This is a genomic window from Roseobacter fucihabitans (assembly GCF_014337925.2).
Taxonomy (GTDB): domain Bacteria; phylum Pseudomonadota; class Alphaproteobacteria; order Rhodobacterales; family Rhodobacteraceae; genus Roseobacter; species Roseobacter fucihabitans.
The window spans coordinates 1,568,412-1,585,808 of record NZ_CP143423.1 but is presented as its reverse complement, the minus strand read 5'-3'; the positions used below and the strand labels follow the sequence as shown (position 1 = coordinate 1,585,808).

Annotated in this window: 10 protein-coding genes; 5 read left to right on the top strand and 5 right to left on the bottom strand. The window is 61.4% G+C overall.

Annotated features, from left to right (window positions below; all coding sequences use genetic code 11):
• The first annotated feature begins 249 nt into the window (after positions 1–249).
• The 3 genes from doeA to ROLI_RS07785 are packed head-to-tail and all read left to right on the top strand — an operon-like array spanning position 250 to position 3,821.
• Positions 250–1,425 (top strand): ectoine hydrolase DoeA, encoded by a 1,176-nt coding sequence (gene doeA / locus ROLI_RS07795; RefSeq protein WP_187429764.1) that lies wholly within the window; start codon positions 250–252, stop codon positions 1,423–1,425.
• A 2-nt stretch (positions 1,426–1,427) separates the two neighbouring features.
• Positions 1,428–2,423 carry a N(2)-acetyl-L-2,4-diaminobutanoate deacetylase DoeB gene (gene doeB, locus ROLI_RS07790; protein WP_187429765.1) on the top strand — a complete coding sequence of 332 codons (996 nt, stop codon included), beginning with the start codon at positions 1,428–1,430 and terminating at the stop codon, positions 2,421–2,423.
• 27 nt (positions 2,424–2,450) lie between these two features.
• Positions 2,451–3,821, top strand: a complete 1,371-nt coding sequence (locus ROLI_RS07785; RefSeq protein WP_187429766.1) for an aspartate aminotransferase family protein — start codon at positions 2,451–2,453, stop codon at positions 3,819–3,821.
• Between the two features lie 126 nt (positions 3,822–3,947).
• Here the strand turns inward: ROLI_RS07785 and ROLI_RS07780 are convergent, their stop codons facing one another.
• Positions 3,948–4,571 carry a 3-oxoacid CoA-transferase subunit B gene (locus ROLI_RS07780; protein ID WP_187429767.1) on the bottom strand — a complete coding sequence of 208 codons (624 nt, stop codon included), beginning with the start codon at positions 4,569–4,571 and terminating at the stop codon, positions 3,948–3,950.
• Positions 4,571–5,275, bottom strand: a complete 705-nt coding sequence (locus ROLI_RS07775; RefSeq protein ID WP_187429768.1) for a CoA transferase subunit A — start codon at positions 5,273–5,275, stop codon at positions 4,571–4,573. The genes ROLI_RS07780 and ROLI_RS07775 overlap by 1 nt, the downstream gene beginning before the upstream one ends.
• A gap of 434 nt (positions 5,276–5,709) precedes the next feature.
• Between ROLI_RS07775 and ROLI_RS07770 the strand changes: the two genes are divergently transcribed.
• Positions 5,710–6,876: a 2Fe-2S iron-sulfur cluster-binding protein gene (locus tag ROLI_RS07770; protein ID WP_187429769.1), complete on the top strand. Its 1,167-nt coding sequence runs from the start codon at positions 5,710–5,712 to the stop codon at positions 6,874–6,876.
• Complete coding sequence (locus ROLI_RS07765) at positions 6,873–9,116, top strand: mechanosensitive ion channel family protein (protein WP_187429770.1); 2,244 nt, start codon at positions 6,873–6,875, stop codon at positions 9,114–9,116. The genes ROLI_RS07770 and ROLI_RS07765 overlap by 4 nt, the downstream gene beginning before the upstream one ends.
• A 108-nt stretch (positions 9,117–9,224) precedes the next feature.
• On the opposite strand, the gene ROLI_RS07760 is transcribed toward ROLI_RS07765, so the two are convergent.
• From ROLI_RS07760 to ROLI_RS07750, 3 genes are read right to left on the bottom strand one after another with little or no spacing between them, the layout of a single operon-like run.
• Positions 9,225–12,569 carry a hypothetical protein gene (locus ROLI_RS07760; protein ID WP_187429771.1) on the bottom strand — a complete coding sequence of 1,115 codons (3,345 nt, stop codon included), beginning with the start codon at positions 12,567–12,569 and terminating at the stop codon, positions 9,225–9,227.
• Complete coding sequence (locus tag ROLI_RS07755; protein WP_187429772.1) at positions 12,569–16,378, bottom strand: hypothetical protein; 3,810 nt, start codon at positions 16,376–16,378, stop codon at positions 12,569–12,571. Before ROLI_RS07755 ends, ROLI_RS07760 begins: the two co-directional genes overlap by 1 nt.
• Positions 16,379–16,380: 2 nt before the next feature.
• Positions 16,381–17,397 (bottom strand): hypothetical protein, encoded by a 1,017-nt coding sequence (locus ROLI_RS07750; RefSeq protein WP_187429773.1) that lies wholly within the window; start codon positions 17,395–17,397, stop codon positions 16,381–16,383.

Below are 17,397 nucleotides of genomic sequence, written 5' to 3'. Positions count from 1 at the left end.
GCACATCCCTTTACAGCGGCGGATTTTTTGGCTCTGCGCGGCGGGGGTTGGACCGCAGGCCAAACGGCGACTTGCGCCCTGACGGCCCATATCGGTTTGGCGCGCGCGCCCCTTGCCAAACAGGTTCGAGAATGGATAATTCCACATCTCTGCTCGGATCGCACAGCGTGATCATACTCTGAGCCTGGAGAGCGGCGCGACCGGCAGCGACTGCACATTACGGCGCGGACCTATGAAGGGATAAACCGGATGGCGACCCTATCTTTTGAGCGGAGCGAGTATGATGACCGCCTCGCGAAAACCCGAAAGGCGATGGAAACCGACGGGCTTGAGGCGCTCTTTGTGACGGACCCCTCGAATATGGCGTGGCTAAGCGGGTATGACGGTTGGTCATTTTACGTGCATCAGGGGGTTTTGATAACACAATCGGGCGATCCGCTATGGTGGGGCCGCGCGATGGATGCGGTCGGGGCGATGCGCACCACCTATCTGAACCCCGACAACATCCACGGGTATGATGACAGCTATGTCCAGAACCCGGACAAACACCCGATGGCGGATTTATCGACCCTGCTGGGGGTGCGCGGGCTTGAGCGTGCGCGGATCGGTTTGGAGATGGATAATTATTACTTCACGGCGGCAGCCTTTGGCGCGCTGGCCCAAGGCCTCCCGATGGCCAATTTTGCGGATGCAACGGGGCTGGTGAATTGGCAACGCGCAATCAAATCCGCGACGGAAATCACCTACATGCGGCGCGCGGCGCGTATCGTGGAGCGGATGCATGCCGTCATTCGGGAGCGCGCCGAGCCCGGTCTGCCCAAAAACGAACTGATCGCGGAGATTTATCACGCCTCCGTGCAGGGCGCACAGGGGCATTGGGGGGATTATCCGGCGATTGTGCCCATGGCCCCCTCGGGTCTGGATGCAACCGCGCCGCATCTGACCTGGGATGACCAACCGCTGCGCGCGGGGGAAAGCACGTTTTTCGAAATCGCCGGGGCGCATCGCCGGTATCAATGCCCGCAATCGCGCACGCTCTTCCTGGGTAAGCCTCCACAGAAATACCGCGATGCAGAACAGGCCGTCTTGGAGGCGATTGAGGCCGGTCTGGCGCAGGCCCGCCCCGGCAATTTATGTGAAGACATCGCCATTGCCTTCAACGCCACGCTCAACCGGCTCGGATTTCAAAAGGACAGCCGTTGCGGTTATGCGATTGGGCTGTCTTATCCGCCCGATTGGGGCGAGCGCACCATGTCCTTTCGCACAGGGGATAAAACCGTTCTGCAACCCGGTATGACTTTCCACTTCATGCCCGCGCTTTGGTTGGAGGATGGCGGGTTGGAAATTACCGAACCGATCTTTATCACTGAAACCGGCGCTGAGTGCCTGTGCACCACGCCGCGCGAACTCGTTGTGAAAGGGTGAATATGCGGGATAACCCGATCTGCGCATCCGTTGATTTTGACCAGGACGGCGTGCAACATGGACATCTGCGCCTGCCCCACAGCCGGGACGACAGCGCCTGGGGCTCGGTCATGATCCCGATCTGTGTGCTCAAAAACGGTGCGGGACCAACGGCGTTGTTCACCGGGGGCAACCACGGCGATGAATATGAGGGACCTTTGGCCCTGAGCGCCTTGGCGCAAAGCCTGCAACCGCGCGAAATCAAGGGGCGCGTGATCATCCTGCCCTTCATGAACCAGCCGGCCTTTGCCGCTGGCACACGCGTCTCCCCGCTGGATCAGGGCAATATGAACCGGATGTTTCCGGGCCGACCCGACGGCACGCCCACACAGAAGATCGCGGATTATTTCCAGCGCATTCTGCTGCCCATGGCCGACATCGTGCTTGATTTTCATTCAGGCGGCAAAACGCTGGATTTCCTGCCTTTTGCGGCCTCGCATGTGCTGGAAGACAAGGCACAGGAAGCACAGTGCCGCGCCGCGCGCGATGCTTTCAACGCACCGTTCAGCCTGGAAATGCGCGAAATCGACTCGCTGGGCATGTATGATGATGCCGCCGAAGGGCTTGGTAAAATTTTCGTGACCACGGAATTGGGCGGTGGCGGGACGGCGACGCCCGATACCACCGCCATCGCGCGCAAGGGCGTGCGCAACCTGCTGATCCACGCGGGCATCTTGGCTGAAGAGCTTGACCTGGCCCCGACGCGCCACCTGTCACAACCGGACGGCGCATGTTTCCATTTCGCCCAGGACGCGGGCCTTATCGAGTTTCACGTCCATTTGGGCGACAAGGTGACGGAAGGTGACACCCTGGCCCGTATCTGGGGTATTCATCACCTCAATCACGCACCATTGGTCGTGCCAGCCCAGATGGACGGCATCGTCACCGCGCGCCATCATCCCGGCCTTATTCAGGCAGGTGATTGCCTTACCGTGCTCTCTGTAGAACACTCGCCCTGAATGATCTCCACGACCAAAGGAAAACCGATGCTCAGAAACGACCAGCTTGCCGAATGGGACCGCGAGAATTTCTTTCATGCCTCGACCCACCTTGCCCAACATGCGCGCGGCGAGACGCCGACGCGCATCATCACGACAGGTTCCGGCGTCTACATTGAGGACCGCGACGGGACGCGCCTGCTGGATGCTTTTGCGGGGCTCTATTGCGTGAACGCGGGCTATGGGCAGTCAGAGATCACCGATGCCATCGCCGATCAGGCGCGTGAACTGGCCTATTACCACGCCTACGCCGGGCATGGCACGGAGGCCTCGGTGACGCTTGCGAAAATGGTAATCGAGCGCGCTCCTGCCAATATGTCCAAGGTGTATTTCGGGCTTTCGGGATCGGATGCGAATGAAACCAACATCAAATTGGTCTGGTATTACAACAACATCCTGAACCGTCCGCAAAAGAAAAAGATCATCTCGCGCTGGCGTGGATATCACGGCTCCGGGCTGATGACCGGATCGCTGACCGGACTGGATTTGTTCCACAAGAAATTCGACCTGCCCCTCTCGCACGTCCTACACACGCAAGCGCCTTATTACTATCACCGCGCCGATCTGGACATGGACGAGGCGGCATTTACCGCCCATTGCGCGGCGGAACTGGAAGCGCTGATCGCACGCGAAGGGGCCGATACGATCGCGGCCTTCATCGGCGAGCCTGTGCTGGGCACCGGGGGCATCGTGCCACCGCCAGCGGGGTATTGGGACGCGATCCAGGCCGTGCTGCGCAAGCATGATATCCTGCTGATCGTGGATGAGGTGGTGACAGGATTTGGCAGGCTCGGCACGCCTTTTGGGTCGGATTATTACGGGCTGGAGCCGGATTTGATGACCATCGCCAAGGGGTTGACCTCTGCTTATGCGCCACTTTCGGGCTCCATCGTGTCGGATAAGATGTGGAAGGTTCTGGAGCAAGGTACCGATGAAAACGGAGCTTTTGGTCACGGCTGGACCTATTCCGCGCATCCCATCGGGGCGGCGGCGGGCGTGGCAAACCTTAATCTGATCGACAAGCTTGGGCTGGTGGCGAATGCCGAGAAGATGGGGGCCTATCTTCTGGCGGCACTACAAGACGCGCTTGGCACACATCCGCATGTTGGTGATATTCGCGGTGCCGGCTTGTTGTGCGCCGTGGAGTTTGTCGAAGATCGTGACGCGCGGGCCTTCTTCGATCCCGCCCGTAAAATCAACGTACAGGTGGTGGCACAGATGCTTCAAAACGGTATCATTGCGCGCGCCATGCCACAGGGCGATATCGTCGGTTTCGCGCCGCCTTTCTGCCTGACGCAAAGCGAGGCGGATAAGATCGTGGCCGCGACCAAAGACGCGGTTCAGGCCGTTTTAGGCTAAAGCCGTTCACCCGTTGCCATGAGCACACCCGACGCAGCTCCGCGACCAGGCACACAAATGGGTTTCGTCAAAGAGACAGGTCAGCCTATCCCAGGCGATCCCAAGAACAAGGCGTCAACGAAGGGGTCAAACAATCGTGGCGTCGGTTGCCGCGCGCAGCTCTTCCTCGCTGACGCCCTCAGCACATTCCACAATGCGCAAGCCGCCCGCCACCACATCCAAAACACCGAGGTTCGTGATGATCCGGTCCACCACCGCCTTGCCGGTCAATGGCAGGGTGCAGGCCTTGAGCAGCTTGCTGTCGCCATGTTTGGAGGTGTGATCCATCACCACGATCACGCGGCCCACGCCCGCCACCAAATCCATCGCGCCGCCCATGCCCTTGACCAGCTTGCCCGGTATCATCCAATTGGCCAGGTCCCCGTTCTCGGCAACCTCCATCGCGCCCAGAATGGCCGCCGCGATCTTGCCACCGCGGATCATACCGAAACTGGTGGCGCTGTCGAAATAGGACGTACGCCCTAGTTCAGTGATCGTCTGCTTGCCGGCGTTGATCAGATCGGGGTCTTCTTCGCCCTCAAACGGAAACGGACCCATGCCCAGCATGCCGTTTTCACTTTGCAGCGTGATGTCTTTGTCGCCCACGTAATTGGCCACCAGCGTCGGGATGCCGATCCCGAGGTTCACATACATCCCGTCGTTCAGCTCTTGTGCGGCGCGTTCGGCCATTTGGTTGCGGTCCCAGGGCATTATGCGGTCTCCTGCTTGCGGGTGGTACGTTGTTCGATGCGTTTTTCGTGGGTGCCCTGCACGATGCGGTGCACGTAGATGCCGGGCAGATGGATCATATCCGGTTCCAGCGACCCGCGCGGCACGATCTCCTCGACCTCCGCCACGCAGATGCGCCCGCACATCGCCGCCGGGGGGTTGAAATTACGCGCCGTTTTGCGAAACACCAGATTGCCGGTGTCATCGGCCTTCCAGGCCTTCACGATGGCCAGATCCGCCACGATCCCGCGCTCCAGGATGTAGGTTTGACCGTCGAAATCCTTATGTTCCTTACCTTCGGCGATCACCGTGCCAACGCCGGTTTTGGTGTAAAACCCCGGAATACCCGCGCCGCCTGCGCGCATGCGTTCGGCCAATGTGCCTTGCGGGTTGAACTCCAATTCCAGCTCTCCACTCAGATATTGTCGCATGAATTCAGCGTTTTCCCCGACATAGGAGGAGATCATTTTGCGGACCTGTTTGCTCTGGAGCAAGATGCCGATGCCAAAATCATCCACGCCCGCATTGTTGGAGGCAAAGGTCAGATCGCGCGTGCCCGCATCCCGGATCGCGCCGAGCAACAACTCCGGAATACCGCAGAGCCCAAAGCCCCCGGCGGCAATCAACATGCCGTCCTCCAGCACCCCCTCAAGGGCCAAAGACGCCGTGGAATAGATCTTGCTCATTGTGCTTCCTTCGCTTGTCATCTGCCTGATCTGATCCGCATCAGGGGGGTCGGTCAGGGGGATCGAATCTGTTCGTGACAATCTTCTGCATAGAGCCATCTTGCAACCTCTTAGAGTTAAAACACTGCATCAAGACCCACGGCGGGCCCCTATCCGGTGTGCTCCACAGGGTGCGCCATAAACGCCGCGACACTTTGATCGCTAGCGGGCTTCCAAACCAATGTGTCATCCTCAGAACCTTCACAGATGCCATACTGCGGCTGGATGATATCGCCGCGCCGCATTCGGGTGCCCTGCAACGGGCCGGGACACCCCAAATGATCACGCGCGGGGTTGCAATGCGCGCGCAGAGTCCCGAGAGTTTCGCCGCATGATCCCAATCAGGGTGGCCGACCCTTCTCGGGGCCCCACCCGCTCTCAAGGAGAACACATATATGGCACGGGCGGGCGCGAATAGATCAGGGCTCATCATCCGCACGGCGCGGGTGTATTCCGGCTTGTTCATGCTGGCGTTCGTCACCGCGCATCTGCTGAACCTCAGCCTTGGCGTGTTTTCAGGCGACGCTATGAACAAGGCCAAACCGTTCCTGACGGGGATCTGGTCGAACCCGGTCATGGGCAGCCTGTTGCTCACGGCGTTGGTGGTGCATTTCCTGATCGGGCTCTGGGCGATCTATCGCCGCCCGACCCTGCGCACAAACCCGCAGGATTTGGTACAATTGCTGTCAGGGATTTGTGTCGTGCCGTTGCTGGCCACGCATGTCGTCGGTGTTATGTCGCTCAAGCTCAACGGGATACCATTCGACTATGCCATCGCGCTCAAGTTCTTCTGGGTGGACCGCCCCGAAATCGGACTTTTGCAGGTCATCTTGCTCTCTGTGGTCTGGATCCACGGATGCGCGGGGCTGATCACCTGGTTGCGCTCCAAAAGCGACATGCGCAATGTGCTGGGCTGGCTTTATCCGCTGGCCGTTGCCGTCCCCGTCATGGCTCTGACCGGCTATGCAGAGGTCGGGCGTCAAGTCCTCATCGAGGTTCAGAGCCAAGCCGCGCCATCCGGGTATTACGAGACAGAACCCGCTGCCAGCACCTCCATCCCGCAACCGGCCCGCACAGAACCAATCAGGTTGCCCTACGAGCAGGTAAAACGGATCACAAACGGCATTATCTGGTGGTCCATCGCCCTCGCCGCACTGACCTTAATCGCACGCGAAGTCAGGGTGCGCGTCCAATCGAGCCAGGTCGTTGTGATCCGGCGCGGAAATGCCCCGGCGCTGGCCAGCACATCGCAATTGAGTGTGCTGGACAGTTTCAGGGCGCATCACCAGCCCCACGCCAGCCTGTGTGAAGGGCGCGGGCGTTGTGGCACCTGCGCAGTACGGGTGACGGGTTTCGAATATCCCCTTCCAGAGCCAACGGCGCTGGAGATCAAGACCCTGCGCCGCATCGGGGCGACAGAAGATATGCGTCTGGCGTGTCAATTGACGCCGGCGGGAGGGCATCTGAGCGTCGAGCCGGTATATCCTGCGGATTTTACGTTCGAGGAGTCAGAGCACGCGCATCCGATACCCCCTCCAGACATGAAACAGGCGCAAACATGATGCGGCTCAAACATATCGCAAGGGGGGTCATCCTCGCCTTAACCCTGGCAACGGCGCAGAACGCTACCGCCCAAGAGAGCGTGCAGATTGCCGCGCCGTCTCCAAATGATCTGCATGAATTCACGCGGCTTCTGGCGGATGAGCGCATTCAGAACTGGATCGCAGAACAGGCGCAGGATGCCGATGACACAACCAATCAGGACGCCACCACCCTGCGCGAGCAGGTGACCGAGGCCATGCAACGCACGCGCGGGCGGGTGGATGATCTGGCTGCGGCATGGGCCAATTTTGATCGCGCGCCCGATGTGCTGGCCGCGCAATGGCGCGCGCAAATGACCCCGGAAAGGCGCGTGCGCAGCCTGACATTTGCGCTGATCTTTCTGTTTGTTGGGGCGGGTCTGGAATGGCTGTTTCGCCAATACGTCGCCCCATTGCGGCGGCGGATCGAATTTGGCTATTTCACGCGCCCCAGAGAACGCCTCGCCGCCGCCCTGACCCGCACGGCGCTGACGCTTGCAGGGTTGAGCCTGTTTGCGGTCGGCAGTATCGGCGCATTTTCCGCGCTGAGCTGGCCACCGTTGCTCTCGACGCTGATCACGGCCACGCTGATCGCCATTGTGCTGGTGCGCCTGACCAACGCCCTGATCAAGCTGTTTCTGGCCCCCCGCGTGGCCCAACTACGCCTTGTGCCGGTGGGCAACCATATGGCGCGCGTGATCGGATATGCGCTGATGATCTTCTCTGGGGTGTTCATTTTCGCCATGTCCTTCATTGACGTTTTTGCGCAACTCACCCCGCCGGGATCGCCGGAAACACTGGCCATAGCCGTGCTTTTTGCGACGCTTTTGCTGGGGGCGGGGCTGATCACCATTGGCGTCTGTTTTGCCCAGGCCAAAAAACACTGCCAAACTCTGCCGACGCGCACGCTGACGCGCTGGCGCAGCTATCTGGGCGTGCTCAGCGCGCTTGTCTTTGTGAGCTGGCTCTTTGACACACGCTCCCTGATGTGGACATTTGCGGCGATCGGGCTGGCCATCCCTGCCCTGCAACTCCTGCGCGGCTGGACCGATATGACCTTCGATCGCGCCATCGCTGATTTCAGGCACCGCACGGATCCGCAACACCCGCCGCAAGATACCGCCACAGTGGAGACGCAAGAAGACGCCGAGCCCGTGGAGCCGGTCGAGCCTCCGGATGATCCCTATGAAACCTACCGCCCCCTGGCGCAACGGCTGATCCGGTTTGGTGTCTTTGTGACGCTGGGGCTGACCCTGGCGCTGATCTGGAACGCGGGCATTTTCGAGGACCCCGACAAGCCCAGCATCGTGCAGCGGGTCTTCTCCGTACTGATCGACAGTGCCGCTGCGGTGTTGATTGCGGATCTGGTCTGGACCTGGGGCAAGACCTCAATTGACCGCCGCCTCGCCGCCTATGTTCCGCCCGAGGACGGACAGGCCCCCGGCCCGGAGGCGCGCATGGCGACACTGCTGCCGCTGCTGCGCGTGGTCTTGCTGGTGACGCTTTTGAGCATGGTAATGATGTCAGTGCTCTATTCGATGGGCGTGAATATCGCGCCGATCCTCGCCGGTGCCAGCGTCTTGGGCATTGCCATCGGCTTTGGCGCGCAATCGCTGGTCAAGGATGTGGTATCGGGTATTTTCTTCCTGATCGATGATGCCTTTCGCGTCGGGGAATATGTCGAGATAGACCAGCTGCGCGGGACGGTGGAGAAAATCTCGATCCGCTCGCTGCAAATCCGCCATCACCGCGGGGCCGTGCACACCCTGCCCTTTGGCGAATTGAAATCCATGACCAATTATTCGCGCGACTGGGTGATCATGAAACTCGAATTCCGGGTCCCCTTTGATACTGACCTGCAATTGGTCAAGAAACTGATCAAGAAGGTCGGCGCGGAGCTTAAGGCCAATGAGCATTACGGCGATGCGATCCTGGATACGCTGAAATCACAGGGCGTGCGACGGATGGAGGAGTTCAACATGGTGGTCGGCGTCAAATTCATGACCCGTCCGGGAGAGCAATGGCTGGTGCGGCGCGACGCCTATCAGAAAGTGCGCGATGCCTTTGAGGCAAATGGCATACGCATGGCCGAGCGCAACGTGAAGGTCGAAATCGCCGGGGATGAGTATCTGAGCGAAGGCGAGCGCAGGGCCGTGTCGGCGGCCGCGCAGGATGCCATCACCCCGCCGCAAAAACCCGGACTGGTGCCGGATGAACCCTAGGGACGGCGCGGCCCCTTCCAGATCGGGAAACCACAGTCACCTTTCTCTACTCCGGGGCCTGTGGGCATTCGATCAGGCGGAAATCCACCGGGCAATTCAAGACGTGTTTTAACGGCGGAGAAACCTGCGGACGGCAATTTGTGCCGATCTGCGCACCACCACCTTGAGGTTCGCCGGTGCCAGATCGGCGCTGGCCAGCAGGTTGCCCGGCGAGGTCACCACCGCAATCAGCATCCCGTGCCGCCCGCCCCCTGCATAGCCCAGATCAAGCGAGAGTTTCACCGCGCGCGGCGTGCGCGCATCCACCGGCAGGCTCGGATTACGCCGCCCCAAATGCGTCAACCCCGCCACGGGTGCAGGGGCGTTGCCAAGTACGGTCTGTTCAATGAAACTGCGCCAGGGGGGCGTCATGGCAAAGTCGCTCAGCGGCCCGGCGGGCGCGTCCTTTTGCAGGAAAACGTCGATATTGGCATCCCCCGCGGCAAGGGCAGTCGTGTGACGGTGATGGATCATCACAAAGACATCGTGCATCACCCTGTCATAGCGCGCAGGTGACGGCGCGCCCAGCATATCCGCCTCATTGGGAAAACCCGGATCCCAGCGATGCGCGCCGCTGGGCAACAGGATCAGGTCGGGGCTTTGGTGGAAAGTCAGGACCGTATCATCCAGCGGGTTCTTGACCTCATTGGGCAGGATCACGCGCCCGGTGTCATGCGGCACGGTCCGGATATAGCTGCGCCCCACGGAGGCCGGCAGAAGGGAAATATCACGCTCCCACACCCCGCGCGACACAAGGGCTGCGCGCAGGAATGTCCCCGCCTCTGTTGCGGAAATGTTCAGATCCTGCACCTGCGTCTGCGGCAAACCTTCCATCGCCGGACGCCAGGTCCATGTGGGATGCTCCCCGCTTTGATCAATCACGCCCTGCCACACGCCAATGCGATTGCCCACATAGACGTTGTCGGGCGCTTCGGGGTTCACGATCACGCAATGCGCCGCCGTGGGCGAGCCGCCCGTCCCGGCACCCGCATCCAGCGGCGCGTTGCGCAGGCCCGTCGGATACCAACGCCCCTGCCCGTCAAACCACCACAGCGTGTCATATAAGGGATCGCTGAGCAGGGCACCGCTGGCATCCTCCGAGCGCTGCCCCGTGGTAGAGACATAGAATGTTTCCTGTCCCGCAACCGACGTGTCATGCACGGCGATATCGGTCCAGGCGCTCATATGCGGGTCCGGCAGGTAGTTAAGAAACGGGTTGGGTTCGTCGTCGTCAAGATATTTGCTCTTGGGACGCTCGGCACTCGAGGGGTTGCTGATGATGGAAGCGTTCGGGACGGTCCAGACCTGCGGCCCCGAGGGCGTGGTGCGCGCAGAACGGAAAATCCTGATACTACGCGCGCAAAGCACGAGCAACGCCGTCCCCTCATAGGCATCCGCCCGATCTCCCTCCTGCAGGATATCGATCGCCAGAACAAAATCCGGGTTGCCCCCCTGCGTCAGCTGATCCTGGGTCAGAAGGGCCGTGGGAGCCCCATCGGTTAAGGTGGGGATCGTCACCCACCCCATATCGATGGTCCGGTCGTTCCAGCGCTGCGAATACCAGATCCGGTCCGTGCCGATGAAAAGCCGCGCATCCTCATCAAGCGTCGCGCGCGCAACAGCACATTGCGAATAAAACGACGACCGCGCATCCTCACTGTTTTCATCATCGGTGGCCGGTTCCGTGCGGATCACCGGGCCAAGGGGCACCATTTGATCCGGCTCAAAACTCCATGTGGCATGGACGTATTGCATCACGCGCATATGCGGCTTTGTAGGATGAAAAAGGCACCCGCCGCCATCCGCCTTGACGACCAGGCTCCAGACCGTATCGCCAATCCGCTGGATCGTGCCGTTATCCTGTGTGCCTGCCATCACGGGGCCGTCAAGGCCGGGGTGGGAAGCAATGTAACCCGGTTCAGCCAGCGCCAGACCTGCATTCATTGCTTGGTTCACCCCGCCGTTGCGGCGAAAAACGCCGCCATCGCAACCCACCCAAAGCGTCGTGCCTGCCTGTGTCACCGCATGCACATCCGGGTGAATCCCCTCCCCGATGAAGGTCGGATCAGCCGCTGGCGTGGTTTGGTTGGTGTCAAGAAAATCAGTGGTCGGATTTGTGGCGGGCCCGGTAATGGTCAGATCAAAGAGCGCAGCATCAAATGCTCCGTTATCCTCCATCGAGCCGCCCACCGTGACCACATCATTCGCCCCGACCTGGCGAACCGAGATCGCCTGATCATGCGCGCTTTGATCTCCGCCATCATTGATCCGATTGCCCGCGTTATCCGGCGTGACCCCTGGTACAAAAAGCCCGATGGGCATGTTGCGCACCAATCGCGCCTGTGTGGTGCTATTGGTCAGATCGACGCGCCACAGGGCTGCGTATCCGGGGTTGGTGCCGGGGACAAAGGGGCACGGAACCTTACCCAGCACATAGAGCCGGTCCGTGTCCGGTGCCGCCGCGATGCTGAGACGTGTACCGGTCTCGAGGCCCGGCAGCGCGATCCGGCGGAACGGCCCGGCCCGGCCGTTGGGCGCATGGTAAAGCCCGTCCTGCGCCGCGCTGTCCACCAGCGTGACCCAAAGCCCCTTGTCATTCCAGATCACATCCGAGCAATAGGACCACTCAGACAAATCCGCAAAAGGCGTGGGCGTCAATTCAACCCGTTGCCAATCAGCGTCCTCAATGAAACCACCGCTGCGCGACCAAAGCCCGGTCGATGTCGCCGCCACAAGCGTTGCATCCCCGCCCAGCGTCGGTGTCACGCCGGGGTCGCGCGCCAGACGGAAAATGCCCTGCCCTGCGAGGTTGCGCGCTTCGCGTTTCCAGGGGTTTTGCAGCGGGTTTGCCAGCGCCTCGGGTAAGGGCACGTCCAGCCGCAACACGCCGATGCCGCCCATTTTTCTGCCCGGAATTTCGCCAAATTGCGGTATGCCCTCGCCCGTGGCGACATAAACCACATCCTTGGCGGGTTCATCCACGCCCCCGGTTGCGCCGAATTCCACCCAAAGCGCGCCCGTGGTCAGGGATAGATCCGAGCGGTTCGCACCCGTCGCCAGACCCCCCGCCCCCAACGGATCCCAGGAGACCCCCGCATCCCGCGAATACCACACGCCACCATTGGCGCTGCCGACATAGATGCGCTCCCCGTCGGGGCTGACATTGATGGCGCGCACCCGCCCCGCGACAATGGGATCACCGGTCGCCTGACCATTGGTCATGATCGAGGGGCCAATCGGTATCCAGCTGCGCGCCGCGTCGAAATTGGCCGCGATCACCTCATCAAGCAGGTCAAGATCGCCCAAGGCCCCCTCCGGCAAAGGGATGCCCGTATCGCGCAGCGCATGTTCCTGGCGACGCGCCAGCCTATCGGGCGATTTCCTGAATTCGCGGGGCCAGTTATAGCGGGTCATCAGGACTCCTCCCCGATCTTGGCACCGCCCTCCGGCGTGATGCGGATGTAGCCCTCCTGCACGCTCGCGCGCCCGCCTGGCAGCAGCGCGGCCTGGGTCGCGGCCAGAATGGGATCGTCGCGCCAGGTGATCGGCGTATTGCGCCGCGTCCAGGTTTGATCCGCGCCAAAAGCGGCGATTTTGGGCAAACGCACCCGGTCAGGATCAATGATCACCGGCCCGATACGTACCGAAGGTGCCACACGCCCCAGCCCCGGCGACACCCAGTCATTCAGTAATTCCAGTGACTTGCGCGGCAAAAAGCCCGTGGTGGCATGCACCCGCGCCGTGGGATGCATCAGCAACGTCAGGCGCAGTTTCTGCCCGACATGCACGCTCAGCGGCTCGCCTGCACCGATATAGGGTGTGTCCAGCGGGCTGGGCGCTGGCAGCGCATTGGACCCCATCTGATCGCCCACCCCGCCCAGAAGCGCGCGGAAACCGGAACCGCTGCGACTGATCAGAGCGGCCTGTGCCACTTCCTTTTCGATCAGGTGGAAATGCGCGTAATCCTCCCCGATGAAGAATCCGTAAAGCCCGTCATGCCCCTTGGCGATTTCGCCCAGACGCACCTTGAAGGCCCGCGATTTGACCGCGTCAAACACCGCCTCGCGCACCAGATGGTCACGGATATCATCCCCGCTGTCCCCAAAAGCACCGGTTTTGGCAAGGTCCTCGGGGATATCGAGCCAAAGCTGCGTCATCACCACCGCCACGGGCCGCCCGACCAGACCGGCAATGGTCGCGCCCGCCGACATCAGGCTGCTGTCCACGCTCCAGCTGGTGGTATCCACCGCGCGCAAAAACGCACTCAGCGGGCTTTCCTTGTCGCGATGCTCTGGGGTGTTGCGCTGAAACACATCCGCTTCGATCATGCCTTGAGCGATTTCACCGCACAGCCGCGCCGATTTGGGCAAATCCGCGCGCGGCGAGCCGGAAGCAGGCCCCTCACGCCCCACACCGCCCTCCCAGATCAACCCGCCGGTGATCGGATCATGCAAAACCTCACCCAGCGGCTGGCCGGTCTGGTCGAAGAACTCCAGCGATTCATCAATGAAATCGGGCAGCACATACCCCGAGATCGGGTTCACCATATTGGCGGGCGTGGCTTGATCCAGCCGCCCCTCAGCGGGCCGCGCAGAGGTATCACCGGGATCCACAAATCGCCACATCAGCCGCGCGGGCAAGGAGAGCCGCGGCGGCATCGCCAATGCGGTATCGCCACCTTCCGTTTTGGTGGCCAGCGCGGTGGGCAGTGTGATCCCTGAGGTATTCACATCACGAAACCGCCCGAAACTATCCACGATGCGGGCGCGCGTCAGGCGCAGGGTGCCGTCCGCGATCAGGTTGGGCAAACCCGCCGCGCGCAGCGCATCGGACACGGCGGCGGGCGCAGGCATCACCTGGCCATCCGGACCGGTCTCGATGGCGAGCCACAGATCGTTAATCCGGTCCAGCGTCACCGAGCCCAGATCGGCATTTTTCAGATATGCCGCGAGCCGGGACAGCGTCCCCTCGTGAAGCTCTCCAATCTCCCCCGCATCCGCCGCATCGCGTTGGTTTTCGGCGATCAGATAGGTGTCGATCACTGCCTGGTAGGTCCGCGCCACGCCTGAGGTGATGGCCGAACGCCCGAGCAGGGTCAGCGTTTCGCCCTGCGGCACCGGCGCGCCGTCAAATTCGATACGCCCCAGCGACCAGCCCTCAAACCCGCGCCCCGGTGCTAGTTCGACCTCCCATTCCAGCCAGACCGGCGACCAGGGTTGCACCCAGCTGGTCACGGCCACCGGGCTCGGCTCGCGCCCCTCGGCCAGCGAAAACCGGCGCATCGCATCGCTCACCGCGATCTGCGCGGAACGGGGTGTTTCGGGGTTCTTGCGCGCCAGAGGAACAATGCCATCATAGACCCCATCCGGCGAATAACGCAGCGCCATTTCCCCACGCAACCGGTTCTGCGTCTGCCCTACCGCGTCGCCGCGCACCACCGCTTTGATCGCATCGAAAATCCACGGCATCATATAGAGATCGCCCATGAAACTGTTCTGGATGATGCGGTTGGCAATTGCCGGAACGGCGCTGTTCACCAGCGGCGGCACATAGGTTTTGGCCTCATAGCCCTCGCCATATTGCACGGTCATTTCATCGGACCAGCGACAGACCAGCTTGTTCTCATCGTTAAACCGGCCATCCCCCAGAAACCGTTGTGCGCGCCCATAGTTGCGCAAACCGATGACCGGCGAAGTGGGACGATGATAGCGCGGACCGGGGCGGCGCACCTTGCGCGTTTCGGGTCCGTCCTCCACAACCTCGCCGGGTTTGATCCGGTATTTGATGTCTTCGCTCTTGCGGCGCAGCGCGTCGCGCGTGGACATGGTCTTGCCGCGCACCCGACCGTTCCAGATCACCTGCGCGCGCAGCGCCTCAGGGGTTGTCGCCTTGGCCTCTTTCGTGCGCAGCGGCCTGCCCGCCTTCAGGGCGGATTGCTGGCGTGTGATGATGACATCCTCATAGGTTTCGGGACCCTGAAACGCCTCAAACCCATCGCCGTGTTCGGCCTCATCCAAGGCCACCACACCGTCACTGGTGGCGACGTTCATCAACGATGTATTGGCCACCGCCGTGATCAGTGCCTCGAAATACTCCTTTTTCGCGGCCGATCTTATCCCCATACCGCTGGCGGCCTGTGCGGCAATCAACCGCTCCAATGTCGGTGCCATGGACAGGTTGATGTCGCGCGCACGTGGTGCTGCGTCCTTGCCCACACCGCCCATGATCGGCACACCGTAGACCGCGCCGTGCAGCACGGTCTGGTAGCGCGCACGGATACGCTGCAACACGACCTCGTCCAATTCATATTCGCGGAAACCTGCCGCGAGGCCAATCTGCGAGGTGCTCAGCTTCAAGGCGCTGCGCATATCGACGCGCTCAATATCCACCGCCTCGGTTTGCGTCGAGGCCAATACGGCTTTGGGCGATTGCCACGCGGTGATAAAGGGGGCCGTGGAAGCGGTCCAGTTGAACCCCGCGATCCGGCGCGGCACGCCGTAGGGCAAGGTCAGCCCGGCCAGCGGATCGAGGTTGCGCTCGGACCACCATCCAATCACGACATAGCTGGCCTGTTTTGTCATCACTTGCCCGGCGTCGATATCATCCAGCGGATCATGGAAGGCAAAACGGTTAAGGCTGGCGTCATAGGAGGCCGTCCAGTTGGGCGAGCCGCCCATAATCCCGGTCAATTGCTCAGGATCGAGCGCATGGGGCGAGATCGACGCGGCATCCGCGGGGTATTTGGGCAGATCGAACACGCGGCCTTTATCGGATTCGATCAGCCACGTGCGCAGATCAAGCTTGCTGCGCCCCTGCCGCCCGCTCATGCGCACCACAAGCCACCTGTTGGGCAGGGCGCGCATTTTTACGGGTGTGTCGGCATCCTCCACCATCTCGCCGCGCAACAACCCATCCGGCAAGGCCCAGTGCAGATGCACCCCCTTTGAACGCGCGCGCGGGATCGAAAACGGCGCGATGTGTTCCCCTTTTTTCGCCCCTTCGCCCAGCTCCAAAGGCAGGCGCACATAGCGTTCGCTATGCGATGTCGGCACGTAAAGCGCCTGCACATCGACAGGCACCAACAAGGCGGGATCCGGTTTTGGTGTGGGTTTCGCAAACAGTTGTTGCGCATCCAGCACCTGTTCCTGAACGCCGCTGGCCAACGCCCAGTTTCCACTGGAGAGGATGGATTTCATCAGGCCTGGTTTGATCCGGTCTGCCATGCTCAATCCTCCCGTATTTTCTTTTTCAGAACAGATGTATAGCGCGCAGAAACACTGGCGAGCGTCGGCTTGAAGGCGTCATTCTGCGTGGCGGTCGTGGCCACGTCCTGTGCAAAAATCTGCCGGTAGGGGAAACGGATCATCTGCATGGCAAACTCCGCACCGTTCACCGGATCACCGGGCGCCGTGCTCATCCCCGTGGCGCTCGCATCCGCAAAACCCCGCGCGGTGTTGGACAGGTCCAGCACACCCGCCGCACCGCGACGAAACCGCACCGGGATTTGCGCGGCCCGCGTGGGTAATTCCTGCTCGACCCCTGCGCCATTGACGTAATTGCCGGTCTCCACATTGCGCGCGGGCACCGTAGCGCTGGTACGCTTGGTGCGCGCGTTGGTCTCAAGGTTTACGCCAAACTGGATACCCTGACGCGGCTCCTCAATGTGCAGCACCTTGGGAATGCCATCAAACAGTGCCAACAGAACCGCAGGCGACAAACGTTCCAGACGCAACAGCTTGATGCGGGATGGGTCGCCCTCATCCGCAATCTCCGTATCCCCCGCCTCGGGCTCGTTCTTATAGGCGCGCACATGCAGACCCGGCCATCCCGCCACGGCGGCCGAGCGCAACAAAAACCCCGAGACCGGACCCGCAGGCCCGCGCAACACCGGCTCGCCCCCCGGCGCGCGGTATTCGCGTTCCACCTCATCCACTTCGCTCTCGATGGTCGGATAGAGCTGCTCGAGCTGCGCGCGTTCAACAGAATTGGTCGTTGCCACACTCAAGGCGCCCTGAACCAAAGCATCGCTCCAGGCCCGATCCAGATGAAAGAACCGGATCGATTCATTGGGCAACAGCTCTTCATCCGGCACCAGATTGTTGAACGGCACCCCTTCCAGCATCCGCAGTTTGCCCAGAAATGTCAGGATTTCGGGCGGTGTGATCCGTCCGCCATCTGTTGCGACAGTATCCACCACCGCATTGGCCAGCAGTTGCAGGGTCATGTATTGGGCGAGCGCCAT

Coding starts and splice junctions, on each gene's coding strand:
- doeA (WP_187429764.1), top strand. CDS start 250: ATGGCGACCCTATCTTTTGAGCGGAGCGAGTATGATGACCGCCTCGCG.
- doeB (WP_187429765.1), top strand. CDS start 1,428: ATGCGGGATAACCCGATCTGCGCATCCGTTGATTTTGACCAGGACGGC.
- ROLI_RS07785 (WP_187429766.1), top strand. CDS start 2,451: ATGCTCAGAAACGACCAGCTTGCCGAATGGGACCGCGAGAATTTCTTT.
- ROLI_RS07780 (WP_187429767.1), bottom strand. CDS start 4,571: ATGCCCTGGGACCGCAACCAAATGGCCGAACGCGCCGCACAAGAGCTG.
- ROLI_RS07775 (WP_187429768.1), bottom strand. CDS start 5,275: ATGAGCAAGATCTATTCCACGGCGTCTTTGGCCCTTGAGGGGGTGCTG.
- ROLI_RS07770 (WP_187429769.1), top strand. CDS start 5,710: ATGGCACGGGCGGGCGCGAATAGATCAGGGCTCATCATCCGCACGGCG.
- ROLI_RS07765 (WP_187429770.1), top strand. CDS start 6,873: ATGATGCGGCTCAAACATATCGCAAGGGGGGTCATCCTCGCCTTAACC.
- ROLI_RS07760 (WP_187429771.1), bottom strand. CDS start 12,569: ATGACCCGCTATAACTGGCCCCGCGAATTCAGGAAATCGCCCGATAGG.
- ROLI_RS07755 (WP_187429772.1), bottom strand. CDS start 16,378: ATGGCAGACCGGATCAAACCAGGCCTGATGAAATCCATCCTCTCCAGT.
- ROLI_RS07750 (WP_187429773.1), bottom strand. CDS start 17,397: ATGGCGCTCGCCCAATACATGACCCTGCAACTGCTGGCCAATGCGGTG.